We start from the raw sequence: 24,249 nt of genomic DNA on the forward strand, positions 1-24,249 counted from the left end.
CGAACGATGATCGGCGCCGATTACCCGAATACGCGCCTCGGCGTGAGCGGGGTGCGGCCCAGCAGGAAGGACCGGTCTCCCAGGATAGGCGTGTTCGGGCTCGGTTGGGTAAACAGGCTGGTCAGCGAAGTGGTTGTGGCAAGGTCTGTGCCGCCGCGAATCGGGCAGTGGTGGTGCGGTCGCCGCGCCGCGCGCGCGGGGGAGACCTGGCGGCGGATCGCCAGGTCAGCCGTGGAAGAGCCGGTTGAGCTCCTGCAGCCATGGCACCGCGACGGCCAGGGTCGGCACGACCAGAATCGCGGCCGAGCCGAGGTAGGCGGCGGTGGCGACTCTCACGTCTCCGGTGGTGCTCGCGAGCCGCTGGATGCGGATCAAGGTGCTCGGTCCGCCCGCGGCGAGTGCCCCCTGCGGTGCGGTGGATTTGGCGCAGGCGATCAGGGCGCGGGCCAGCGGCTTGGGCCCGGTGACCTTCACCGCGGAGTCGTCGGCGAGCAGTTCGATCAGCAGTTTCACCTGGCCGAGCGCGGCCTTGCTGCGGACAACCCGGGGAAAGGCCTCGTGGACGGCGGTGAACGCCTCGAGCACCAGATCGTGGCGTGCGCGCAGGTGTGAGCGTTCGTGGCTCACGATGGCGGTGACTTCGGAGTCGTCGAGGCTGGTCAGCGTGCCTTCGCTGATCACGACCCGCTGGCGAAGGCCGGGCAGGCAGTAGGCGATGGGTTCGGTGGCGGCCAGCACGCGGATGTCGGCGGCGCGACGCACCGGGCCGCCCTGATCGAGCAGGTCGACGAGCATGCGATGACGGGAGCGGCGGCGCCGGGTGTGCACACCGACGCGCACGATCGAGAACATCAGCCGGGCGCCGACCATCAGAGTCAGGGCGAAGACCAGCACATACAGCGTCCACAGCGGCAGACCGAGCGCGTCGATCTCCTGGGTGGGCGAGGTGGTGGGCCTACCGTCGGGGCCGGGGACGAGCAGCAGGCTGGCGATGGCCAGCCCGGATCCGAAGGCGCTGAGCACAGCGGCCAGCGCGATCGCCTGCCACAACACCAGCGCCGCGCGCGGGCTGCGGTGCACCCAGGTAGCGCGACTGAGCAGCGCTGGTACCGGCCCTGCGAGAAGCAAGGCGAGACCAGCAAAGACTGCCGCGGTTGCGTTCATCGACTCTGCTCACTGCGTTGTGGGGCCAGGGGCGCTCACTCCATTGTGAGAGCCGCCAGGGAGTCTAGCCGCTGTTTTCGTCGGATTCGAGCTTGGCGAGTGCTTCGCGCAGCGCATCCGCCTCGTCTTTGCCCACTTGCTCCACGAAGTGCACCAGCGCCGCGGCGCGACTACCTGCGGCGTCGGCCTGTTGCAAGGCGTCGACCATCAGGCTCGCGACCAATTCGTCGCGGCTGTGAACCGGTGCGTATCGATGCGCGCGATCGTCGCGTCGCTGAACCACCAGGTCCTTCTTCGCCAGTCGTTGGAGCACCGTCATCACCGTGGTGTACGCGAGCTCGCGCCGCGCGGCCAGCGCTTCGTGGACCTGCCGCACCGTCAGTGGCTCATCGGCCGACCACAACTGGTCCATGACCGCTTTTTCGAGTTCGCCGAGACCTGCCATCCCACCGATTTTACGGCCTCAACGACAAACATGCGTACTACAGATTGTCGTAACGGGGTGTTTGCTGTGTGTCATTCGTCATACCCGACCGCGCCGTGCACGTGCCGGGTCCCGATCGGGACGATCATCGGCCGCCCCGAGACCGGATCTGTCAAAACGGTGGCCTCGAGCCCGAAGACCTCGGCGAGCAGCTCGGCAGTGACGATGTCGGCCGGTTTGCCCCGCGCCACGATCGCGCCCGCGCGCATCACCACGAGCTCGTCGCTGTAGCGGATGGCGAGGTTGAGATCGTGCAGCACCATCACCACCGTGCGCCCGAACTCGGCGTGCAGCCGGTCGACGAGGTCGAGCACTTCCAGCGAGTGCGCGAGATCGAGGTAGGTGGTCGGCTCGTCGAGGAGCAGGATGTCGGTGCCCTGGGCCAGAGCCATGGAGATCCAGGCGCGCTGGCGCTGGCCGCCGGAGAGCTCGTCGAGGGTCCGGTCGGCCAGGTCGGCGATACCGGTCTGGGCCAGCGCGGCCGCGACCTCGGTCTCGTCGTCGGCCGACCACTGCCGCAACCAGGACTGATGCGGATGACGTCCCCGCGCGACCAGATCGGCGACGGTGAGCCCTTCGGGCGCGACCGGAGTCTGCGGCAGCATGCCGATCACCTTGGCCACGTCCTTGGTCTTCATCGACGAGATGGCCTTGCCGTCGAGGACGACCTGTCCCGCGCTGGGGCGCAGCAGCCTGCCCAGCGATTTCAGCAGGGTCGACTTGCCGCAGCCGTTGGGGCCGATGACCGTGGTGACCACGCCGGGCGCGATGTCGAGGCTGAGCTCGTCGACGATCACCCGCTCGCCGTAGCCGAGGGAGACGGCGTCGGCGGAGAGGCGATGAGCGGGGCTGGTCATGAGAGCGTGGCCTTCCGATTCATGCGGACGAGCAGGTAGAGCAGGAACGGTCCACCGAGCGCGGCGGTGACGATACCGACCGGCAGGTCGACGGGCAGCAGCGCGCGCGAGATGACATCGGCCCCCGCGACCAGTGCGGCACCGGTCAGCGCCGAGGCGATCAGCGGCTCACCCGCGGTCCGCAGCGCCATTCTCGCGATCTGCGGTGCGGCGAGGGCGACGAATCCGACCGGCCCGACAGCCGCGGTCGCCACCGAGGCCGCCACCACCGACGCGCCGATGAGCAGCGCCTGCTGCGACTGGATCCGCACACCGAGCACCCGGGTCGAGTCCTCGCCGAGGCGCAGCGCGGCCAGCGTGCGCGCCGACACCAGCGACACCACGGTCACCACGGACAGCGCGACGACGGCCGGCACCACTCTCGACATGTCGGCTCCGTTGAGCGAACCGGTGAGCCAGAGCTGGGCACGGGCGGCATCGGTCAGGCTGGCACGGGTGAGCAGCCAGCTGATCACCGACATCAGGACCGCGTTCACGCCGATGCCGATCAGGACGAGCCGGAACCCGGTGACACCACGTTCGCCGCCGCCCCCGCGACCCCACGCCAGGAGATAAATGACGACCGCGGTCAACAGGCCGCCGGTCAGCGCGGCGATCGGGGCTCCGACGGTCGCGACCAGCCCGGTTGTCGCACCACCGCTGCCGACCAGCACCGCGACAGCGCCGACACTGGCGCCGGTGGTGATGCCGAGGACGTCCGGCCCGGCCAGTGGGTTGTGCAGGATCGACTGCATCAGCGCGCCCGACAATCCGAGCGCGGCGCCGACGACCACGGCCGTCAGCGCACGCGGCAAGCGCGATTCGATGATGATGAAGCGCTGGGATCTGGTACCGCCGCCGCCGAGCACGTCGAGTACGCGTCCCAGGGGGATATGGGTATCGCCGACGGCGATGTCCAGGCAGAACAGTGCGAACACCGCGACCGCCAGTGCCACGACGACGCCGAACACGACCGGCCGCAGCACCAGCGACACCGGCCCGACCCGCAGCGCGGGGCGCACTCGGCGCAGCTGGGTCACTGCGCGATCCGCTCGGTCGGCGTTCGGGGGTTCGGCGGCAACCTGGTCGGCGGCTTTGCCCATCTCGACTCCACTCACAGCGCCACCAACTTCTTCCGACGCACCAACGCGATGAAGAACGGCGCGCCGATCGCGGCCAACATCACCCCGACCTGGAGTTCACCGGGGCGGGCGATCACCCGCCCGGCGGTGTCGGCGACGAGCAGCAGCAACCCGCCGAGTAGCCCGGAGTAGGGGATCAGCCACTTGTTGTCCGGTCCGGTGATGGTCCGGGCCATGTGCGGAACCACCAGGCCCAGAAACGCGATCGGCCCGATCGCCGCGGTCGCCCCGCCGCTGAGCAGCACCACTGCGAGCAGGCCGAAGGCCCGCGCCCGGGTGACGTCGACGCCGAGTCCGCGGGCGACATCGTCACCGAGGCTCAGCAGATTCAGGCTGGGGGCCGCGGCCATGGCCATGCCGACGCCGACCACCAGGAACGGCAGAACCTGCCAGAACACTTCCGCTTCGCGCCCGGCCACGTTGCCGACCACCCAGAACCGATAGGTGTCGAGCGCCGCGTTGTCGAGCACGATGATCGCGTTGGTCATCGCCTGGAGGAAGGCGGTGACCGCGGCGCCGGCCAGGATCAGGCTCAACGGACTCGCCTTGCCCCCACCGATCGAGGAGACCCCGAACACGATCACCCCCGCGATCGCCGACCCGGCGAAGGCGAACCAGATGTACTGCGCGGGCGCGGTGAACCCGAACAGGAAGATGCTCAGCGCGGCCAGAAAGCCCGCGCCCGCATTCAGTCCTAACAATCCGGCATCAGCGAGCGGATTCCGGGTATACCCCTGGATGAGCGCGCCCGCGACGCCCAACGCCACTCCGGCGACCAGGGCCAATGCGGTGCGCGGCAGACGCAGCTCACGCACGATTTCCTCGGCGGTGGAGCGGGCCGGGCATCGGAACGGGCCGCCGTCGCAGCCGAAAGCGTGTGTGACGGCGTCGAACACCGTGGTGGGTGTGAGCGAGCGGGTGCCGATGGCAATGCTCGCCACCACCGCCACGGTGAGCAAGACAACGAGCAGCAGAAGCCCGGTCAGACGACGACGTCTGACGGTGCCAGGGTGGATCACGGCGACGAACTTCTCCTGCCTCGAAACCGGACACGACTTGTGAAGTCTGGTAAGCCTAACCTATGTTCCGAGACATCATCGTCACGGGAACCAACGTTCGAGGAGGTTCGATGTCCGAGCCCGTCACCACCGCCACTTCCCGCACCACCGCCGCGTTCGACCGTGCCTGTGCCAGGTTGCAAGCGCTGCAACCCGAGCATCCGCGCGTGTATGCCGTCGCGGCGATGAGCGGGCAGGGCAAACGGCGATGGTGGCATGTGCCCAACGGGCTGTCCGAGGGCCGCGTCGAGCTGATGTACCGGCGTCACGCCGCGGAGATGATCAACGACGAGATCGCCGCCGAAGTAGTGGCCACCGCGCTCATCCACGCCGTGGCGGGCCGCGTCACGGCACTGTTCGTGATGGACGCGCAGGCATGGGATCCCGGCCGCGACAACCTGTGGATCCACCACGACAACGACGGCGGCATCGACTGGGCAGGCTTGTCCGACACCACGATTCGCGTCGTCGACTGCGATTCCGAGCCGGGTGCGGTCGCCTTCCCCTGCGAAGCCGCCATGGCGGTCTGGCTCGCCCAGCGCTGCGCGTCGTCGCTGATTCCGCTCCAATCGGTCCTCACTCGCTGCTCCGGTCTGCCCGCTCGCCGGTTCTGGACCCTCGTGGGCGAATCCATCATCGGCGCGGCGACCTACGTCCCCGATCTGGCACGCGCCGATGTCTCCGCGGGCGCGCGCCGTGGCCAGCTCCTGCTCGGCGCCTTCGAGGAACGCGGCCTCCCGGTGCGCCGCAGCAGCTGCCTGCAGCGCTAGCCAGATCTGGACGGTTGATCACCAGGATCTCATGCCGGTATCCGCCGCGCGAATTCGGTGATCGCGTATGCGGGCTCGGTCGGGCGGCCGCCGCTCACGCGCTGGTAGGCGCCACTTTCCCGAGGGCGTGCAGGGCGGCGGCAAGTGTGCGGAACGAGGCGAGAATCAACTCGCCGTAATGCTCCGGGTCCGGCATCATCGTGGCGTTCGTCGTTACCGCGATGACGATCTCGTCACCCTGCGAGGTGATCAGGTGACGCAGGCCGTCGCCGTCGAGGATGGGCAGTGACCCGACCGCGCGGCGAACCTGCCTGCCGCAGAAGACCAGCGTGTCGGTCACCGGCGGCACATTGCTGATCGTGGTGTTGCACAACGGCACTGTCGCCGTGTCGTCGAAACGCCTTTGCGCCCTTGCCCATCCGGCGGCGCGCAGCAGGAGCGCGGGTGCGGTCTGCACCCGCCGGTCGGTGCGTTGCACCACCGGGTCGGCGGTGCGCTGTTTGGCGCGGCTCGCCGACCGCTGAATCGCGGTCAGCCGCTCGATCGGGTCGACGATGTCGGTGTGCAGGTCGACGATCATCTGGCTGAGCTGATTCGCCGAATCCCATTCGGCGACACCGCGCATCGACATCGGCACCATGGCGGCCAGCGCGCCGTCGGGCGTTTCGTCGTGTTCGGCGAGGTAGGCGGCCAGTGCGCCGGAGATCGCGGTGAGCATCAGGTCGTTGATCGTGACCCGGTGGGGCGCCGCGGTTTTGGCGGCGAGTACCTCCGGCATCGGAATCGGTGACAGGTGAAAGGTGAGCTCCGCGTGGATGTCCCGGTTGAACCGTGTGGCCGGGCGCTCGGCGACGGGATCGTGGACGGTACCCGCATCGATCAGGGCCCGCAGCTCGTCCTGCGCCTTCCGCGCCCGGCGCAGACCGGCGACGAAGCGCACCGGCGCCGCCGCGAGCGCGCCCGCGGTGCGCACGGCGGTGGTCAGCGGCCGCGCCTCGTCGAGCCGGATCGCGGGCGCGGGTTCCGTGCCGAACAGCCGCCCCTCGAGTGCCCGGGTCGCCACGCCGTCGCCGGCGCTGTGGTGGAACTTCAGCGCCACGACGGTGGTCGTGCCCGGCATCGCCGGTACGCCGTCGACCCGGTCCAGTACATGGATCTCCCACGGTGGTCGTGTCAGATCCATCCGGGCGGAGGTGATCTCGGCGATCCGGGCGCGGGCGTCGTCCCACGAAGCCGCGACCTCCAGGCTGACGTGGTCGCGCACCGACAGGGTCGGGTCGGGCTCCCAGTACGGCAGGTCGAGGTCCATCGGGACGCGCCGCAAGCGCCGGTGGAACAGTTCCGCGTGCCCGATCCTCGCGCGCGCCCAGTCCAGTACCTGCTCGATCGTCAGCGGGGCGTGGCCCGACGCGTCGGCGAAGTAGACCGCGACGATGTTCGACAGGTGCCGGTCGGTTTCGTCGTAGACGAACACCGCGTCGCGCGGACTCAGTCGCCGGGAGCCCACCCGGAGTTCGGCGCTCATATGCCCAGTGCTGTCGCCATCATCGGCCAGGAGACGTGCAGGTCGTCCTCCCAGTAGCCCCACGAGTGGGTACCGGTCGGTCGGATGTTGTAGGTGATATTCGTGCGGCCGAGTTCTCGGGTGCGCTGCGCCAGATTCGCGGTGCAATACGCCGTCGCGGCTTCGATGCCACCGCCGACGAGCATTTGATTCGTGAGAATCGAAGTCGGATTCTTTCCGTTGATGTGCACGCGCGGATTCGACAACGTGTCGTGTGGTCCCGGCAATCCGGTGCCCGCGGAGATATAGATCGGGATATTCGGCAAACGATGGGCTTGCACGTAGGGATCGTGCTCGCGCCAGGCGGCGTCGGTCTCGGGACCCCACATGTTCTCGGTGTTGCCGCCGCCCATCCGCACGACGAGGGAGACGAAGGCGCGGCCGATCGGATCGCTGGTCATCGCGCACCCGCTGTACGCGGAGACGCTGCGGTACAGGTCGGGCGCCTGGATCGCGAGATCGAGGACCGAGGTTCCCGCCATCGAGATACCGGCGAGGGAGTTGACGCCGTTGGTGCCGAAGGCGGCGTCGATCACGGGCGGCAGCTCCCGGGTGAGGAACGTCGTCCACATGTTGTTGCCGTTGTTCTCGAGGTTCTTCGCCAGGCCGGCGTCGGGTCGCTGCCAGTCGGTGTAATAGCTGAACGCGCCTTCCATCGGGATGACGACGTTGACGTGTTTGTCCGCGAAGAACCCACCGGCATCGGTCTGACCGGGCCAGTTGGCCGAATCCTCGCCGCCGCCCGCGCCGTTCAGCAGATACAGCGTCGGTGCCGGGGTCGAAGTGTCGACCGGCCGGAGCACCCGCAGGGCGATCGTGCGATCCATGGCGGGGGAGTAGACGCTGATGTCGGCGACCTGGCCGGACTGCGTCTGGCTCATCAGGCGCGCGCCGGGCGCGGCCGAAGCCTGCGCGCGGTCGACGAACAGGGGCGTCGAGGCCACAGCCAGGACGCAGACGGCCGACATGATCGCGCGGAGCATTTCGTTCTTCATGGTGTTGCGAGCCTGCTGACTTCTCGGGGCGGAAGCGGGGCCGGCCACACCGTGGCCGACCCCGTACCGCGCTGAACTACCTGCGCTGGATCTACTTGCCCGGGGTGGGCGTGCCACCGCTCACGCTGATCAGCGCCTGGATGAAGGGCAGAGCCGCGTCGCTGAGGCTGCCGGCGCCGGTCTGCATCAGTTCGTAGAGGGAACCCATGTCTAACTCCTGGTGATGAGGTGGATCAGGCTCGGTGAACGAGCCGAAGTGCCGATGCGGGTCGGGTCTACGGGAAGAAGGCTTCTACCGAACCCAGGAAGGCGGCGAGCAGGCCGTCGCCTTCGGCCGCGGAACCCAGTCCGGCGATCGCGGCCATCATGATCTCGGTCAATGAACCCATCGTGAATCTCCTTGCTCGGGTGAAAGGTCTGATCACAGCCGGATAAACCGCTGCGATGATGTCGGGAATCGACGGCGATTGCCCGCTCGGTGGCTATGCGCCGCCGAGGGGCGTGCCGCCACTCAGGCTGATCAGGGCGTCGACGAACGGCAGCGCGCCGTTGCCGAGGCTGGCCATGCCCGTCGCGAACAATTCGTAAAAGGATCCCACGTGTTACTCCTGAATATGGGGAAATTCAGCATCTGGGCTGAATCGACGATGCCGACGGGTGGTCGGGGTTACGGGAAGAACGCTTCCACCGAGCCCAGGAAAGTCCCGAGCAGGAGGTCGCCCGAGTTCGCGGACGCCATTCCGCCCAGGACGCCGAGTAGCAGCTCATCGAATGAGCCCATGGTGTTTCTCCTTGCGCTGTTGTCCAGCCCCCGGAACTGGGGTGGTCCCTCGGTTCGGGTGGCTCTCACCATCGGTAACTGATGTGATGCCGGTAACGTAGCGCCGTCGTAGATGTGTGGCAAGGCGATGTTTCACTCATCGTGAATCGTTCATTCTTTTCATTCCTGATGGAAGCTGCTCAGTGGTTGCCGTCACTGTCGGCCGGACTGCGTGTGACCTGTAGTTACCGCGACTGTCTGGCACAGTAAACCAGGATTCCACCGTGAACGTCCTCGTTCGCCGCAAGTGCGTCAAGGGGGGGTGATGCCGATGCTGGGTAGTCTGATCAGCGGCTGCTCTGTGAGGCTGGGTGAGTGGAGACTGTGGCTTGCGGCGTGAGGTTCTTCGATGAGGGGTTCTGGCCGCATCGGGCGAAACGGCCGTAGCTTCGTAGCTTCCTGTTGTCGAGTGGTTCGCCCCGGTGCTGGATGTCCGGCGATCGCACCGACGTCGGCAATCCTCTTTTTTCCGAGACGGACCTGGCGTGAATCATGTCGATCAGCTATTGAAATGACGCGTTGACACCTGGCGTGGGTGGTAGGTAGGAATGGGTCGGGGGCGGACCGTCAACGGCCCGCCCCCGACTGTGTCGCCGTGTGTTACTTACCCGGCGTCGGCGTCCCGCCGCTGACCGTGATCAGCGCCTGAATGAAAGGCAGGACGGCGTCGCTCAAGCTGCCTGCGCCGGTCGCCATCAATTCGTACAGGGATCCCATTGTGTCTTCTCCTCGGGTGATGAAGTAATTATCGTTGGTCGGGCGGCGCGTTTACGGGAAGAAGGCCTCGACCGAGCCGAGGAAGGCTGCGAGAAGGCCGTCGCCCTCGACCATGGAACCCAGTCCCGCAATTGCGGCCATCATTATTTCCGTCAGCGAACCCATGGTGAATCTCCTTGCATGATCGGTAAGCATTCCGCCGGAAAATGGTCGTACCGTCGGTCGGAATGTGGATCACAATCAGATCTCTGTTGTGATGGGGGTAACGTAGCTCCGCTCATTTCCTACGGCAAGGAAATCGTCCGATTCGTGCAATTCGGGCAGAGATCCTTCCTGATGGAAGTGCCGGTGGGTATTGGTACCTGTCACGAAGGATCGAGCCGTGACCTGTACGGACGTCCAATCCCGTCAGATCCGACGATGAACGGCCACGTTCGCCGCCGGATCTGTCAATCCCCCTGGAGTTTGCCCCGCCAGAGACGTGCCGGAATTCCGCTGACCAGATCTTGTCGCCGCAGCACCTGGATGCGCCACGGCGTGAGGCGAAGTACCTGGAAGGCCCGGTCGTCGGCGCCCTGCCAGAACTGTCCGGGGTCGTAGCCGGCACCGGGTGGACTGCCGTGCCGATACAGATCCCACACGTGTGCGCGCTCGCCGGGATCATCGGTCCATTCGGCGACCGCGTCGACGGCGACGGTGTTCTGTGCCGGGCTCCAATAGGAAAACGTCACATGCGGATTTCCCGCGATATGGGCGGCCTTCACCGGCGTGCGGTAGGTTCCGAGCCAGCCGGCCGGGTGGTCGGAATCGGTTTCCCACACCGGAATCAGGACGCGCGACCGTGGGCGTCCCTTGGCGTCGACGGTGGTCATGGTCGCGTAGTTGACGGCGCCGACGATGGCGTCGAAGTCGGGCTTGATATCGGCGAACGTGTGCACGTGGGCGCGGGTGCGGTTGCTCACTGCTGATCCTCCACGCGTGCGCCGGCGCGGCGGCCGACGGTGGTGAGGACGAGGTCGGTGGTGCCGCCGTCGAGGAAGCCGTCACGCCCGTCGGTGGCGAGGTAGCGGCGGACGTGGTCGGTCACCGGGAGATCGGAGCTGTCGGTCACGGTGTGAGTCATGGATTCACCGTGCCCGGGTGGGCTTCGGACGGACTCAGGGTCTACTCGAGGCGGTCGGGCGATCGAGGTCGGTCGACGGTGTCCGCAGTGGGCTCAGGGCCGGTTCGGGACTTCCGCGAGGTGCAGGGTCGAGGGTTCGGCTCGCTCACCCTCGGCGAGGTTGTCGGCGAACCGGTTCGCTCCGATGTCGGCGAGGATGCGCGCCTCGATGCGGTCGACGTCGCCGCGTTCGGCCTCGGGCAACGGGGCGCCGGTGGACCGGCGCAGTGCGTCGGCGGCACCGAGTAGCCGCGCGGCGTGGGCCGAGAATCCGGCGAGCGACCGCGCTCCGGCCAGGCCTTCCAGCGCGAGTGCGTGGGCACGGGGGTCGCCGGTGCGCAGGGCGCAGCCGAGTCCACGCAGGTGCTGCCGTTCGGCTTCGCCGGCGTCATCGGCGAGTTCGGCGGTGAAGCCCAGTTCGGCGAGGATCAGGGCGGCACCGAAATGCGACCCCGCCCGCAGATGCCAGTCCAGCCAGGTGCCGAGGTACTCGCGCGCCGCCGCCAGGTCGCCGCGGCGGCGCGCGACGAGACCGAGCCCGAGTACCGCGGATTCTTCCCCGACGAAGTGTCCCTGGTCGACTGCCACCCGACGGGCCCGTTCGTGCAGTTCGGCGCTGCGGTCGAGCTCACCGCGTAGCAGTGCGATCCGGCCGAGCGAGGTGAGCCGCTCGCCGACTTCGGTCCACAGACCGAGTTCCTCGGCGGTGGCCAGCGCGCCCCGGTGGTGGTCACGGGCGGCGTCGAGGTCGCCGGTCACCTCGGCGTGGCTGCCGAGCAGGAATCCGGCGAGGGCCTGGCCCCAGCGATCGCCCACCTTCGCGAACAGATCCCGGCTCCGCTGGGCGTGCGCGCTCAGGCCGATCAGGTCGCCGCGGGCGAAGGCGTCGCGCGCCAGCGACACCGAGGCCGCCGCGACGCCCCAGTCATCGGCGTTGTCGGCGAAGGCGTTTCGCAGGTCGGCCGCGTCGTCCATGCCCTGGTGGGCGGCGAATCCGGAGTAGACGTGCGCGAGGTACCAGCGGGCACGCAGTTCGGCGGGTGTGGGTCGCTCGGCGAGGGCGGGCAGAACATCGACCGTACGGCCGGCGCCGATCTCGAGAGCGCCGCGCCACAACAGGGCAACCCGGCGTGCGGCGGGCGCGGTCTCGCCGGATACCGCGACAGCGATGTCGAGTGACCGGATGCCCTCGGCGAGTCGTCCCCGCATCACCCAGTACCAGGCGAGGGCGTTGACCAACCGCAGCGCGTCCTCGGATCTGCCTGCGGCACGGGCGGTCTCGAGTGCCCGTCGCAGGTCGGCCGACTCGGCATCGAGCCGGGACAGCCAGCGGCGCTGGTCACCGGTGCGTAGGTGCTGGTCGGCCAGTTCGGCGAACGCGAGGTAGTAGGCGAGATGGCGCAGCCGGGTGTCGGGTTCCTCGCCGCTGTCGCGCAATCGGTCCGCACCGTAGGCGGCGACCGACTTCAGCAGCCGGTAGCGCGGGCGGGTATCGGTGGCGGGGGTGATGATCAGGGAGCGGTCGACCAAACGGGCCAGCAACTCCGCGACCTCGGCGCCCGCGATGTCGCCACCGGCGCAGACGGTCTCGGCCGATTCCAGCGTGCCGCCGTCGGCGTGGGCCGAAAGCCGCCGCAGCACAGCACGTTCGGGCTCGTCGAGCAGTTCCCAGCTCCAGTCGATCACCGCACGCAGGGTGCGCTGGCGATCGGGTGCGTCCCGATAGCCGGACGACAGCAGCGTGAAACGGTCCTCGATCCGTTCGGCGAGCACGTGCACCCCGAGCGCGCGGACTCGCGTCGCCGCCAGTTCCAGTGCCAGTGGCAGGCCGTCGAGATGGGTGACGATCGTCGCGATCGCCGCCGCATTGTCGTCGGTGACAGCGAAGCCGGGCGCGCTCGAGCGGGCCCGTTCGACGAAAAGCTGTGCGGCAGGCGAGGTTTCCACCTCGCTCGACCCCGGTCCGGCGGCGGGTGCGGTGGGCAGGGCCAGCGGTGCCACCGGCCGGATGTGCTCGCCCGCGATATTCAGTGGCACTTGACTGGTTACCAGCACCCGCAGCTCCGGTGCGGCGGCGAGCAGCCGTGACACCACCGTGGCGGCCGCGTCGGCGACGTGCTCGCCGTTGTCCAGCACCAGCAGCACCTGCTTGGCCCGCACCGCCTCGGCGAGATGGTCGAGCTGAGAGCCGTTGCCGGGCACCGGGAACGGGCTCGAACCGGCCGAATCGTCACGGACATCGAAGGCACCCGCCACGACTTCGATGACCGTCGTCAGCGCGCTGTCGGTGTCGGTGCCCAGGCACAGTCCGGCGAGCTCGACGAACAGCACGCCGTCGCGCGCCGGATGCGCGGCCGCGGTGGCCAGTGCCAGGCGGGTCTTGCCGACACCGCCCGGCCCGGTGAGCGTCACCAGCCGTTCGGCGCCGATCAGCGCCTCGACCGCGGCGAGATCGTCCGCGCGCCCGATCAGGGAGGTGGGCGGCACGGGCAGGTTCCGGCGCGGTGTCACCGGTGCCGCGGGCGCGGGCCGCGCGGGCGCACCGAGAGCCGGATCCTGTTCCAGCACAGCACGATGCAATGCGGTGAGCTCGGGACTGGGATCGAGGCCGAGCTCTTCGGCGAGGTGTTCGCGCAGCCGACGGTAGGTTTCCAGGGCTTCGCCGTGCCGTCCCGACCGGTACAGCGCCAGCATGTGGGCCGAGCGTAACCGTTCCCGCAGCGGATGGAGCGCGGTGAGTTCACCGAGTTCGTCGGCGACCTGATCGTGTTCGCCGAGCGTGATCCGGGTCTGCGCGAGTTCCTCGACAGCGGTGAGCCGCTGTTCCTCCAGCCGCAGCACCGGGATCCGCGCGAACTCGTGATCGGCGAGGTCGGCCAGGACCTCACCCCGCCACAACGCCAGGGCTTCGGCGAGAAGCGTTGCCCGAGCGGCGGTGTCGTCGGTGGCGCGCGCCCGGTGGAGCAATCGCTGGAACACCTGGGAGTCCACCGAGCCGTCGGCGACCTCGAGCAGGTAGCCGGGGGAGCGCGACACCAGCAGCTCGCGCCCGCCCACCTCGGCGTCGCCGAGAACCCGGCGCAACTGTGAGGCTCGCGTCTGCAACGAACCAGCGGGGTTGGCGGGCAGGGCCGTATCCCACAGATGCTCGACGAGCCGGTCGGTGGGCACGATCCGGCCCGGTTCGACCAGCAGTGCGCCGAGCAGAACCCGCACCTTGAGCTCTGGAACCCGGACGGATTGTCCCCCGTCGGTCCAGACCGCCAACGGACCGAGCACTCCGAAACGCATGTCACCCACCCTAAACGGCCCGGCGGCGCACGGCGGGCGGCGCTGCGCCTCGGCCATCGCGCCGGACAACCGCTCGAGGTCGTCTGGAGTCGACCCGAAGGGTTCCTGAAGCACGGCCCGGCACTGTCGATCCCAGTTCGAATCGTCCTCGAAGGGAAACTCCTGATGTCCGAGTTCACCGATGTCCCCGAGCGGGCAGGTACCCGCCAATGGCTGGGGCTCGCGGTCCTGCTCCTGCCCACGGTCCTGCTGTTCCTGACCATGACCGTGCTGTTCCTCGCTACCCCGTATATCGCCGCCGACCTGTCGCCGAGCAGCGGTCAGCTGCTGTGGATCAACGACATCTACGGTTTCGTGATGGCCGGTTTCCTCGTCACCATGGGCACCCTCGGTGACCGGCTCGGCCGCCGCCGGCTGCTGCTGGCCGGGGCCGTGCTGTTCGGCGCCGCCTCGATCCTGGCCGCGTTCGCGCCGGGCCCCGAACTGCTGATCGCCGCCCGGGCGGTGATGGGCTTCGGCGCGGCCGCCGTCATGCCCGCCACGTTGTCACTGATCACGACCATGTTCCGGGACGACAGGCAGCGCGCCACCGCCATCGGCCTCTGGGCCGCGTCGGTGTCGGCGGGTGTGGCGCTCGGGCCGCTGCTGGGCGGTCTGATGCTCGCCTCGCTGTGGTGGGGTGCGTCGATGCTCATCGGTGTGCCGGTCATGCTGGTCGTCGTTGCCGCGGTACCGGTGCTGATTCCCGAATACCGTGCGCCGAGCGCGGGTCGACTCGATCCGATCAGTGTCGCGTTGTCGCTGGCCGCGCTGCTGCCGTTCGTCTACGGCGTGAAGAAGCTGGCCGAGACCGGATTCGCCGCCGAATCGCTGCTCACTCTGCTCGCCGGTGTGGTGTTCGCGGTGGTCTTCGTCCGCAGGCAGCTGCGCCTGGCCGATCCGCTGCTCGACGTGCGACTGTTCGCGAATCGCACGTTCAGTGGGTCGCTCGGTGTATACATGCTGGCCGCCGTCGCCCTGGGCGGGGTGTACCTGCTGTTCACCCAGTACTTGCAGCTGGTCGCGGCCCAGTCGCCGCTGCAGGCCGGGCTGTGGATTCTGCCCGCCGCCACCGGCCTGGTCATCGTTTCCACCGTCACCCCCGCTCTCGCTCGCCGCGTTCGTCCCGCCTATCTCATCGCCGCGGGCCTGGCAGTCTCGGCCGTCGGCTACCTGGTGCTCACCCAGGTCGGTAGCGTTGCCGGGCTACCGCTGCTCATCGTCGGCTTCTACGTCCTCTACCCGGGCATCGCCCCGGCGATGGCCCTGATCCCGGGCCTGGTCATCGGTGCGGCCCCGGCGGAGAAGGCAGGCGCGGCCTCGGCCGTGAACAGCACCGCCAGCGACCTGGGCGTGGCATTGGGCGTCGCGCTACTCGGTAGCGTTGGCGCGGCCATCTACCGCGCCGATATGTCCGACGCGGAGGGAGCCGCCTCGGAAACCCTTCCTGCAGCGCTGAGTTCGGCCGGGTCGCTGCCCGCCGACCTCGCCGATCCGCTCGTACTGGCTGCTCGGGAAGCGTTCACCAACGGACTCAACGCCGCCGCGTGGACCGCTGCGGTGCTCTCGGCAGCCGGTGCGGTGCTGGCGGTGGCGTTGCTGCGGCGGATCCCGGCGGGGGCGACCTCGGTGCCGGAGACAACGGAGGTTACGGAAGCAGGCGGTGTCGCCGAGCGAACCACTGTCGCTGTCTGACGGTCGCGAAATCTCACCGACCGACAGCGGTCCGCAGCACCAGTTCGCCGGGTGCTGCGGATCGCTGTAATTCGTTGCACTACAAGGTATTTCGAAGGGATTCGCCGAAGATCCCGCAGTTGTGCGTCGGCGACTACCGCCGGTCGGCTCGTTCATCGGGGGAGGTGCGGCCGGTGACAACCATCAGTAGTTCTGCCGCCGTGCCGGTGATCGGTGTGCCGTTGCCCGCGGTCCAGGAGCTGTCGGTGGCTCGCAACGAGTATCCGGCCAGCCGATTCTGCGCGTGGAAAGGTGCGCCCATCGTCCACACGCGGTCCAGTGCGAGTTGCGCTGCCGTAGGTGGCATCACCCGGTCGATGCCGAGCGGGACGGCGATGTCCTGCCCGTGCACCAGCAGATCCATCAGCCGATCGATCGGTGTGGTGCCGATCGGGATGACCCTGCAGTCGATCGTGGCGCGCAGTTCGGCGAGCAACTCGGCGGTCGGTGTCCGGTCGGCGTGCCGGACAGCGGTGTCATGGATGAGGCGGTCGGTGTTGCCGCGAGCGCGGATCAGGTTCACCAGCAAGGCCGTGACCGTGACGCGGGTGGCCAGTACCAGGTGGGCCACGACGTCCCGGATCCGCCACCCCTCGCACAGTGACGCGGTGTCCCATGCCGATGCGGGCAGGCCGCGCAGCAATTCGACCAGGGTGGTGCGTTCGTCGGCCACCGCCTGCCAGATCGTGTCGTTCCTCGTGTCCGGTCCGGTCATCGTCGGTTCTCCTTCGCGTGGGCGTCCTCGGTACCGTAGGAGTTCCACCGAGGTGGAGGTGCCAGCGAAAGTGACTCACATCACATATCTGACGATCGGCGAGCTCGCCACCAGGACCGGCGTCGCGGTACGAACAGTCCGGTACTACTGCGATGCGGGCCTGCTGGACGCGGCGCGCACGCCCACCGGACATCGAGTGTTCGAACCCGGCGCGGTCGACCGGCTGGTGCTGCTTCGCCGGCTGCGCTCCTTCGGCATCGGACTCGCGTCGATCGAGGACGTGCTCGACGGCACCCGCTCGCTCGCCGAGGTGATCGCGGCCGAACGCGTCGCCGTCGACGACGAACTCGACGAGCTGAACCGTCGCCGGGCGCTCCTGCGCGCCGTCGAATCGGCCGCTCCCGACCGGCAGGACGAACACCTGAATCTGCTTGCCGCCGTGGTAGATCCGCGAGCGGCCCACGATGTGCTCGTCACGTTCTGGCGCCGCCAACTCACCCCACTACCGGCCGCGGCCATCGACGGTTTCCTCAGCATGAACGTCCCCGAGCTGGCACCCGACGCCCACCCCGAACACCTCCTCGCCTACGCGGAACTGATTGCCGCGGTATCGGATCCGGAGATCGCCACCGCCGTGTACGACACCATCCGCCACCGCAGCACCCCCGGCATCCGCGACGAACGCCGCCTCCTGTTCGACGTAGCCGATGCCTGCGTCGCGGTCGCACCCCTCGTCACCGCAGGCCAGCCACCCCGCCCCGGCCCTGAACTGGACCATTACGTCGCGATCCACGCGACCGCCCGCGACCGCCACGACACCCCGTCCTTCCGCCGCCAACTCCTCGTCGACGCCGCGGGCGCAGACCACCGAGTCCGCCGATACTGGCACCTCACAACAACTCTCACCGGCGAAGCCGCCACCTCCGGCACCACCCAACTCTGGCTCGTCGATGCCCTCACCGCCTCGGTGACGTGAAAAAAGGGAGGCCGATGAACGGCCTCCCTTTTTTTCACGACGCAGAACTCAGGGAACGACTTCGACGATGTCGCCCGGCTCCAGCCACTCGTAGTGTGCCTTGGCGCCTTCCGGAGTCAGGCGGATGCAGCCATGGGACTGCTCCTCGGTGGGTCCGATGTGGTAGGCGATGTCACCGTTGAAGAAGACCGCGTACTCCATGGGGGCGTTGTGCAGGGTGCTCCAGTGGAACGGCTTCTTGAAGGCCACCTTGAAGACTCCGGGCGGCGTTTCGTAACCGGGGCGGCCGTGGGACATCGGGCTCGGCCCGAACGTGACTTTGCCGTTGTCCATCAACCACGCGTTGTTGGTCGACAACTGCAGGCACGCACGGGCTTTCTCGCTGCACGGGGCCACCACGGGCTCGGGCGGCGGAGCGGGAATGATGGCGGGCACGCCGGGCACATCGGGCCCGCCGGGCCACAGTGGTTCGGCCTGAACGGGTGCTGTGACCGCGGCCCCGACCACCGCCGCGCACATCGCCGCCTGCACGGCCCATCGGGGAATACGACTACTACTCACGAAATCTTGCCTCTCTCGCCGCGCCCACCCCTGGTCGTCGTACGCCCAGAACATGAGCTTTCACCATCGACACAAGCCTCGGAAACATAGAGGTACAGCGATCATGGAGTATTACGATCGTGTTGAGCAAGCCCAGGGCCGGGCTACCGGCGCGTCATGCGCCGCAGCGGATCGACCCGGGCCGCCGCGGGAGGGTTCGCCCGGAACACGCGGGCCGCCAGCGGTGGCAACACCATCAGCCGGGTGAGCTGGTTGCGCAGCCAGATCCCGGTGTTCGTGGCGGGGACGAGCATGGCGCTGCCGGGGCCGACCGAACGCTGGCGAGCTCGCACGATCGGGCGGAAGTCGTGTTCGTAGCGGGCGAAGGCGGCGGCGTGGCCGTCGCTTTCGGCGAGGGTGGTGGCGAGACGATGCGCGCCTTCGATGGCGAGGGCGGCGCCCGAACCGGAGAACGCGGTGGGGCAGTAGGCGGCATCGCCGACCAGACCGACACGGCCGCGCGACCAGTTCGGCATGCGGATCTGCGTCATCGCGTCGAGGTAGAACGTCGGATCGGCGGTGGCGGCGTCGAGCAGGGCCGGGATTTCCCAGGCAGCGCCGGCGAATTGTTCGCGCAGTAGCTCGATCTGTGACGGCCTGTCGCGCGGGAAGTCGAACTCACGCGCTGTGCGAAACGCGAAGAACGCTTGCGCGTCTCGGTGATCGCCGGATCGATACACTCCGGCGACGCGGCCCGGCGTGTTGTGCAGCGTCACCTCCCGCCGCGCGCCGAAGCTCACATCCACCGTGGCGGTCGCGAAGCCGATGCCGAGCGGGTGCGCCGCCTCGGCCTCGCTCAGCACCGCGAGATTGCGCACCCGCGAATGCAATCCGTCGGCGCCGAAGACCAGGTCGAACTCCGCACTGGTGCCACCGGCGAAACTCACCTGCACCACGTCGCCGTCCTGGGTGATGGTGTCGACGGTGTCGCCGAAGCGGTAGTCGACGTCGTGAGCGGTGGCGTCGTAGAGAACGCGGGCGAGGTCGCCGCGCATCACCTCGATATCGCCGGGCTCGTCGAAGGTGCTGGTCGGCATACCGGCGACGCGTCGTCCCTCGGCATCGACGAAGGTGAGCGCCCGGATATCGGTGGCGAGGTCGCGCAACGCGGGCAGCACCCCCATGGATTCGGCGATACCGACCGCCGCGCCGCGCAGATCGACGCCGTTGCCGCCCGCGCGCAGCGCCGGAGCTTGTTCGACGACGGTGGGACGGAACCCCTGGCGGGCGAGCCAGTAGGCGAGAGTGGGCCCGGCGATGCTGGCGCCGGAGATGAGAATGCGGGGACTGGTCGACATGACGACTCCTCAGTGACTGACCGTTGGTCAGTTTTCACGGTAAGCTCCTGACCGGTGGTCAGTCAAGGGATAGAATGCGCCGATGAGTGATGACGCAGCGGTCGGCACCAGGGAGCGCATCCTTGCCGTCGCGATGGATCTGTTCGGCGCGCACGGTTACCACCGCACGACGGTGCGGGCGATCGCCGACCAGCTGGACATCTCCAAGGCCGGTGTCCTCTACCACTTTCCGAGCAAGTACGACATCCTCGCCGGACTGGCCGAGCCGCTGCTCGTCGCCCTCGCCGACGCCGTGGCCGCGGCGGCCGACCCCGATCCGCGGGTCGCTCGCAGGCAGGCTCTCGAAGGCATTCTCGAGGTCTACATCGAGCATCGATATCTGCTGCGCCTCAACGTCAACGATCTCGCGCTCGCCGCGTCGGGCAGCATCTTCGAGCGGTTCCGCGACTTGGTGCTGGCAGCGAACGTGCTGGTGGCGGGACCGAATCCGACGCTGTCCGACCGCGTGCGCGCCGTACAGGCATTGGGCGTGCTCAGCGACCCGGTGGTGTTGTTCGCGGACGAATCGCCGGCTGCCCTGCGTGCGGAAGTGCTGGCCGGGGTGGATCTGCTGTACCCCGACGAAGCGAATGCTGTTGTGGCGCACCGTGGTAGGCCCACCCTGCTCGATGAGAAGGGGGTAGCCGCGGCGCGCAGGATGAGCCGGGTCGAGCACCGTAGCGCCTCGGAGATCGCCGCCGCCCTCGGCGTCTCGCGCGCAACCGTGTATCGGTATCTCAAGGACTAATTATGAGACGAATTATGAGACATTAATGAGACGATTGCGCGCGCACTTGACGACTTAGGTAAGCCTGACCTACTCTGATCTCGGCGTACGGATGAGCCGGTGGTCCCGAGGGCTGCGGTCGACTCCGCCATCCTGCCGCGGCGGGCTCTGTTTTCGAGACGGAGCCCGCCGCTACGTCTTACCGGCTGCCGAGCGCCGTTTAGGATGGTGTAAACCGGACCGTATGAGCGAAACGCCCCTGTCCCTGGCCGATGTCACCCCCGAGTTGATGACCAAGGCCAGCGAAGGCACCTTCACCGACCTCATCGGCTTGCGCTACACCGAGGTCGGCCCCGACCGGGTCCGCGGTGAATGGCAGGTGCGCCCCGAACTGCACCAGCCCGCGGGGATCCAGAACGGTGGCGTCTACTGCACCATCATCGAAACTCTCGCGAGCGTCGGCGGCGGCGTCTGGTTCGGCGAGCGTGGTTCGGTCGTGGGCGTCAACAACAACACCGACTTCCTGCGCGCGGTCCGCGAGGGCCTCCTCACCGCCGAGGCCACCCCCATCCACCGCGGCCGCAGCCAGCAGCTCTGGGTCGTCGTCATCACCGACGCGGAAGGTCGCACCGTCGCCCGCGGCCAGGTCCGCCTCCAGAATCTCGCCGCCTAGCGGTCCCTCCGCCGATAGCCCTCGGGTCGATCGACGGTGGTGACCCGCCATCCGCCGCGGCCGAGCACCTCGACGACCAGCGCGCCGATGTTCCACGCGTCGTCGTCACCGCGGTGATGGGTGCCTTCGAGGGGGATGTCGGCGATCCGGAGTGCGTGGTCCATGCCGGGGCGCCGCCGCAGGTCGTAGGACTCGGCGAAGACCTGCTTGGCGTTGGTGTGCTCCGGGCCGAAGGGGTAGCCGACGCCGGTGGCCGCGCACTGGGTGCGGAACTGTTTGCGGTCGTAGTCGCCCCAGCTCGCCCACGGCCGCTCGCCTGCCGCGAACTCGTCGGCCAGGCGGCGGCACGCCTCACCGAACTCGACACCCTTGTCGACCTGCCGCTGGGTGAGAGTGGTGAGCTCGGTGCAGAAATCGCTCACCGTGGACCGGGCCGGGCGCACGATGATGTCGTGCTTGCTCACCCTGGTCCGGGCGGCGAGATCGACCACGGTGATCCCGATCTCGATGATCTCGTTGACCTGTCCGGCGGGCGGGTCGCCCGCCCAGCAGGTGGCTTCCACGTCGACCACGTTGAGCAGGCCGGTCCAATCGTTCATGGGGGTGACGGTACGGGCGCGTCATGGTGCGCTCCAGTGATATTCGTGGCGCGGCGATCCGTGGCACCGGCGCACCCGCCGCTCGGCCGGTGAGCCGGCCGTTCCCGGGCCGATCCTGGACCCATCGTTAACATCTCGTTAACCGCCTCGGGGTCGTCCCCGGTCGCGCTCGGCGGCGGTCGCCGCGCGGTCGCGGGACGTGCCAGAATGTCGCTCACCGACCACCACCCGCCGAGGAGAGAACGTATGCGCCTGTCGCCGCACGAGCAGGAACGGCTGCTGCTGAGCTATGCGGCCGAGCTGGCGCGCCGCAGGCAGGCGCGGGGGTTGAAGCTGAACCATCCGGAGTCGATCGCGTTGATCACCGATCACGTGCTCGAGGGAGCACGGGACGGGCGGACCGTGGCGGAATTGATGTCGTCGGGGCGGTCGGTGCTCACCCGTGAGGATGTGATGGAGGGGGTGCCCGAGATGATTCACGACGTGCAGGTCGAGGCGACGTTTCCCGACGGCACCAAGCTCGTCACCGTGCACCACCCGATCGGATAGGCGAGACCCATGATTCCCGGCGAATACCTCTGTGCCGAGGGCACGATCGAACTGAACGCGGGCGCGGTGCGCGTCGAGCTCGATGTGGTCAATACCGGCGATCGCCCCGTTCAGGTGGGCAGCCACGTGCATTTCCCGCAGTCCAACGCCGCGCTGGAGTTCGACCGTGAGGCCGCCCACGGGCACCGGCTGGATATTCCCGCAGGCACGGCGGTTCGATTCGAACCCGGTCTGCCGCAGCGGATTTCGCTGGTTCCGCTCGGCGGTACCCGCGAGGTCTACGGCATCAGCATGAACCCGCCGGGGCACCTGGATGCCTGAGTTGACCGAAAACTATCGCGCGGCGGCCCGCTCGCCGCGACGTCCGGGAGAGAGCCGATGACCGAACTGAGCCGCGCCCGCTACGCCGAACTGTTCGGGCCGACCACCGGCGACCGTCTTCGCCTGGCCGACACCGACCTGATCGTCGAGATCACCGAAGACCGCAGTGGCGGACCGGGACTCGCCGGTGAGGAAGCGGTGTTCGGCGGCGGCAAGGTGCTGCGCGAGTCGATGGGCCAGTCGCGCGCCACCCGCGCCGACGGCGCACCCGACACCGTCATCACCGGTGTCGTGATCATCGACCACTGGGGCATCATCAAGGCCGACGTGGGCATCCGCGACGGCCGCATCTGCGGTATCGGCAAGGCAGGCAACCCCGACACGATGTCGGGCGTGCACCCGGCCCTCGTCGTCGGCCCGTCGACCGAGATCATCGCGGGCAACGGCCGCATTCTCACGGCGGGCGCCATCGACTGCCACGTCCACTTCATCTGCCCGCAGCTGATGGACGAGGCGCTCGGCGGCGGCATCACCACCCTCATCGGCGGCGGCACCGGCCCCGCCGAGGGTTCCAAGGCCACCACCGTGACACCGGGCTCCTGGCACCTGGCCCGGATGCTGGAATCCCTGGACCACTGGCCGATGAACATCGTGCTGCTCGGCAAGGGCAACACGGTCAGCCAGGAATCGATGTGGGAGCAATTGCGCGGCGGCGCTTCGGGTTTCAAACTGCACGAGGACTGGGGCTCCACTCCGGCCGCGATCGACGCCTGCCTCACCGTCGCCGACGCGGCGGGCGTGCAGGTGGCACTGCACTCGGACACGCTGAACGAGGCCGGTTTCGTCGAGGACACCCTCGCCGCCATCGCGGGCCGCGGCATCCACGCCTACCACACCGAGGGTGCGGGCGGGGGCCACGCACCCGACATCATCACTGTCGCTTCTCATCTCAATGTGCTGCCCAGCTCCACCAACCCCACCCGGCCGCACACCGTCAACACCCTCGACGAGCACCTCGACATGCTGATGGTGTGCCATCACCTGAGTCCGTCGATCCCCGAGGACCTGGCCTTCGCCGAATCGCGGATCCGCCCGTCTACCATCGCCGCCGAAGACCTCCTGCACGATCTGGGCGCCATCTCCATGATCGGCTCGGACTCCCAGGCGATGGGCCGCATCGGTGAAGTGGTGATGCGCACCTGGCAGACCGCGCACGTGATGAAACGCCGCCGTGGCGCCCTGCCCGGTGACGGCGCGGCCGACAATGCCCGCGTGCAGCGCTATATCGCCAAATACACGATCTGCCCGGCGGTTTCGCACGGACTCGACGACGAGATCGGCTCGATCGAGGTCGGCAAGCTCGCCGACCTGGTGCTGTGGGAACCGGCGTTCTTCGGTGTCCGACCGCACGCGGTTCTCAAGGGCGGCATGATCGCCTGGGCCGCGATGGGCGACGCCAACGCCTCCATCCCCACCCCGCAGCCCGTGCTCCCACGACCCATGTTCGGGGCCGCGGCCCCGGCCGCGGCGGCGACCTCCCTGCACTTCGTCTCCGAACAGGCCATCGACGACGGCCTCGCGAACCGTCTGAACGTGCGCCGAAAGCTGGTGCCGGTCAAGAACGCTCGCCGCGTCACGAAGGCCGACATGCCCCACAACGACGCCATGCCCCACATCGAAGTAGACCCCGACACCTTCACCGTCCGTATCGACGGCGAAGTCTGGGCCGAGGAACCCGCCACCGAACTCCCGATGGCCCAGCGCTACTTCCTTTTCTGAGCGCCGCCTTCGCTGCGTCCGTGCCGGGCTGACGAACGCTGTCGCGGCTGTGTCCATTAGGCTCGTCGCGATCCGAGCGGGGCGGGTTTCGGCACGCCTTCCGCCGCACAGCGCCGGGGACCCCGGCGGGAGGGGAA

General features: G+C 68.4%; 22 protein-coding genes. 8 read left to right on the forward strand and 14 right to left on the reverse strand.

Annotated elements, in window-relative coordinates; all coding sequences use genetic code 11:
- Window positions 1-225 precede the first annotated feature (225 nt).
- The 5 genes from ACWF99_RS09335 to ACWF99_RS09355 form a co-directional block, all read right to left on the reverse strand.
- Entirely contained in the window at window positions 226-1,164 is a 939-nt protein-coding gene (locus ACWF99_RS09335; protein ID WP_378627217.1) for a M56 family metallopeptidase, read from the reverse strand.
- A 64-nt stretch (window positions 1,165-1,228) separates the two neighbouring features.
- On the reverse strand, window positions 1,229-1,618 hold the full coding sequence (locus tag ACWF99_RS09340) for a BlaI/MecI/CopY family transcriptional regulator (protein ID WP_279537543.1): 390 nt from the start codon (window positions 1,616-1,618) through the stop codon (window positions 1,229-1,231).
- Between the two features lie 62 nt (window positions 1,619-1,680).
- A complete protein-coding gene (locus ACWF99_RS09345; protein WP_452535583.1) occupies window positions 1,681-2,505 on the reverse strand; it encodes an ABC transporter ATP-binding protein in 825 nt (274 codons plus the stop codon).
- Window positions 2,502-3,662, reverse strand: a complete 1,161-nt coding sequence (locus tag ACWF99_RS09350; RefSeq protein WP_452535584.1) for a FecCD family ABC transporter permease — start codon at window positions 3,660-3,662, stop codon at window positions 2,502-2,504. Before ACWF99_RS09350 ends, ACWF99_RS09345 begins: the two co-directional genes overlap by 4 nt.
- Entirely contained in the window at window positions 3,659-4,705 is a 1,047-nt protein-coding gene (locus ACWF99_RS09355; protein WP_378627222.1) for a FecCD family ABC transporter permease, read from the reverse strand. Before ACWF99_RS09355 ends, ACWF99_RS09350 begins: the two co-directional genes overlap by 4 nt.
- A gap of 110 nt (window positions 4,706-4,815) precedes the next feature.
- Between ACWF99_RS09355 and ACWF99_RS09360 the strand changes: the two genes are divergently transcribed.
- Window positions 4,816-5,514 (forward strand): hypothetical protein, encoded by a 699-nt coding sequence (locus ACWF99_RS09360; RefSeq protein WP_378627223.1) that lies wholly within the window; start codon window positions 4,816-4,818, stop codon window positions 5,512-5,514.
- Between the two features lie 94 nt (window positions 5,515-5,608).
- Here ACWF99_RS09360 and ACWF99_RS09365 read toward each other — a convergent pair whose 3' ends face one another.
- The 5 genes from ACWF99_RS09365 to ACWF99_RS09385 all read right to left on the reverse strand — a co-directional run bounded on the left by ACWF99_RS09365 (window position 5,609) and on the right by ACWF99_RS09385 (window position 14,063).
- Window positions 5,609-7,039, reverse strand: coding sequence for a wax ester/triacylglycerol synthase family O-acyltransferase (locus tag ACWF99_RS09365; RefSeq protein ID WP_452535585.1), 1,431 nt, complete (start codon window positions 7,037-7,039; stop codon window positions 5,609-5,611).
- Window positions 7,036-8,073, reverse strand: a complete 1,038-nt coding sequence (locus tag ACWF99_RS09370) for an alpha/beta hydrolase (RefSeq protein WP_452535586.1) — start codon at window positions 8,071-8,073, stop codon at window positions 7,036-7,038. The genes ACWF99_RS09365 and ACWF99_RS09370 overlap by 4 nt, the downstream gene beginning before the upstream one ends.
- 1,986 nt (window positions 8,074-10,059) lie before the next feature.
- A complete protein-coding gene (locus tag ACWF99_RS09375; RefSeq protein ID WP_378627227.1) occupies window positions 10,060-10,572 on the reverse strand; it encodes a pyridoxamine 5'-phosphate oxidase family protein in 513 nt (170 codons plus the stop codon).
- On the reverse strand, window positions 10,569-10,733 hold the full coding sequence (locus ACWF99_RS09380) for a hypothetical protein (RefSeq protein WP_378627228.1): 165 nt from the start codon (window positions 10,731-10,733) through the stop codon (window positions 10,569-10,571). The genes ACWF99_RS09375 and ACWF99_RS09380 overlap by 4 nt, the downstream gene beginning before the upstream one ends.
- A gap of 93 nt (window positions 10,734-10,826) precedes the next feature.
- Entirely contained in the window at window positions 10,827-14,063 is a 3,237-nt protein-coding gene (locus ACWF99_RS09385) for a BTAD domain-containing putative transcriptional regulator (RefSeq protein WP_452535587.1), read from the reverse strand.
- A 165-nt stretch (window positions 14,064-14,228) separates the two neighbouring features.
- On the opposite strand from ACWF99_RS09385, the gene ACWF99_RS09390 reads away from it, so the two are divergent.
- Window positions 14,229-15,797 (forward strand): MFS transporter, encoded by a 1,569-nt coding sequence (locus ACWF99_RS09390; protein ID WP_452535588.1) that lies wholly within the window; start codon window positions 14,229-14,231, stop codon window positions 15,795-15,797.
- Between the two features lie 133 nt (window positions 15,798-15,930).
- On the opposite strand, the gene ACWF99_RS09395 is transcribed toward ACWF99_RS09390, so the two are convergent.
- Window positions 15,931-16,551, reverse strand: coding sequence for a maleylpyruvate isomerase family mycothiol-dependent enzyme (locus ACWF99_RS09395; RefSeq protein ID WP_452535589.1), 621 nt, complete (start codon window positions 16,549-16,551; stop codon window positions 15,931-15,933).
- Window positions 16,552-16,621: 70 nt separating this feature from the next.
- On the opposite strand from ACWF99_RS09395, the gene ACWF99_RS09400 reads away from it, so the two are divergent.
- Complete coding sequence (locus ACWF99_RS09400) at window positions 16,622-17,527, forward strand: MerR family transcriptional regulator (RefSeq protein WP_452535590.1); 906 nt, start codon at window positions 16,622-16,624, stop codon at window positions 17,525-17,527.
- A gap of 48 nt (window positions 17,528-17,575) precedes the next feature.
- Here the strand turns inward: ACWF99_RS09400 and ACWF99_RS09405 are convergent, their stop codons facing one another.
- Both ACWF99_RS09405 and ACWF99_RS09410 read right to left on the reverse strand, forming a co-directional pair.
- Window positions 17,576-18,088 (reverse strand): L,D-transpeptidase, encoded by a 513-nt coding sequence (locus ACWF99_RS09405; RefSeq protein ID WP_378627236.1) that lies wholly within the window; start codon window positions 18,086-18,088, stop codon window positions 17,576-17,578.
- Window positions 18,089-18,231: 143 nt separating this feature from the next.
- The gene (locus ACWF99_RS09410) at window positions 18,232-19,425 is read right to left on the reverse strand and encodes an FAD-dependent monooxygenase (RefSeq protein ID WP_452535591.1); all 1,194 of its coding nucleotides are present in this window, start codon (window positions 19,423-19,425) and stop codon (window positions 18,232-18,234) included.
- Between the two features lie 82 nt (window positions 19,426-19,507).
- On the opposite strand from ACWF99_RS09410, the gene ACWF99_RS09415 reads away from it, so the two are divergent.
- Both ACWF99_RS09415 and ACWF99_RS09420 read left to right on the forward strand, forming a co-directional pair.
- Window positions 19,508-20,212: a TetR family transcriptional regulator gene (locus ACWF99_RS09415; protein ID WP_378627239.1), complete on the forward strand. Its 705-nt coding sequence runs from the start codon at window positions 19,508-19,510 to the stop codon at window positions 20,210-20,212.
- Between the two features lie 268 nt (window positions 20,213-20,480).
- The gene (locus ACWF99_RS09420) at window positions 20,481-20,864 is read left to right on the forward strand and encodes a PaaI family thioesterase (RefSeq protein ID WP_378628326.1); all 384 of its coding nucleotides are present in this window, start codon (window positions 20,481-20,483) and stop codon (window positions 20,862-20,864) included.
- Here the strand turns inward: ACWF99_RS09420 and ACWF99_RS09425 are convergent.
- Window positions 20,861-21,463, reverse strand: coding sequence for an exonuclease domain-containing protein (locus tag ACWF99_RS09425; protein WP_378627240.1), 603 nt, complete (start codon window positions 21,461-21,463; stop codon window positions 20,861-20,863). The genes ACWF99_RS09420 and ACWF99_RS09425 overlap by 4 nt on opposite strands.
- Before the next feature lie 246 nt (window positions 21,464-21,709).
- Here ACWF99_RS09425 and ACWF99_RS09430 point away from each other — a divergent pair, with 246 nt between their 5' ends.
- From ACWF99_RS09430 to ACWF99_RS09440, 3 genes are read left to right on the forward strand one after another with little or no spacing between them, the layout of a single operon-like run.
- Window positions 21,710-22,012 carry an urease subunit gamma gene (locus tag ACWF99_RS09430; RefSeq protein WP_101467224.1) on the forward strand — a complete coding sequence of 101 codons (303 nt, stop codon included), beginning with the start codon at window positions 21,710-21,712 and terminating at the stop codon, window positions 22,010-22,012.
- A gap of 9 nt (window positions 22,013-22,021) precedes the next feature.
- The gene (locus tag ACWF99_RS09435) at window positions 22,022-22,333 is read left to right on the forward strand and encodes an urease subunit beta (RefSeq protein WP_378627242.1); all 312 of its coding nucleotides are present in this window, start codon (window positions 22,022-22,024) and stop codon (window positions 22,331-22,333) included.
- 57 nt (window positions 22,334-22,390) lie between these two features.
- Entirely contained in the window at window positions 22,391-24,112 is a 1,722-nt protein-coding gene (locus tag ACWF99_RS09440; RefSeq protein ID WP_452535592.1) for an urease subunit alpha, read from the forward strand.
- Window positions 24,113-24,249 lie beyond the last annotated feature (137 nt).

Source organism: Nocardia sp. NPDC055002, from assembly GCF_053608825.1.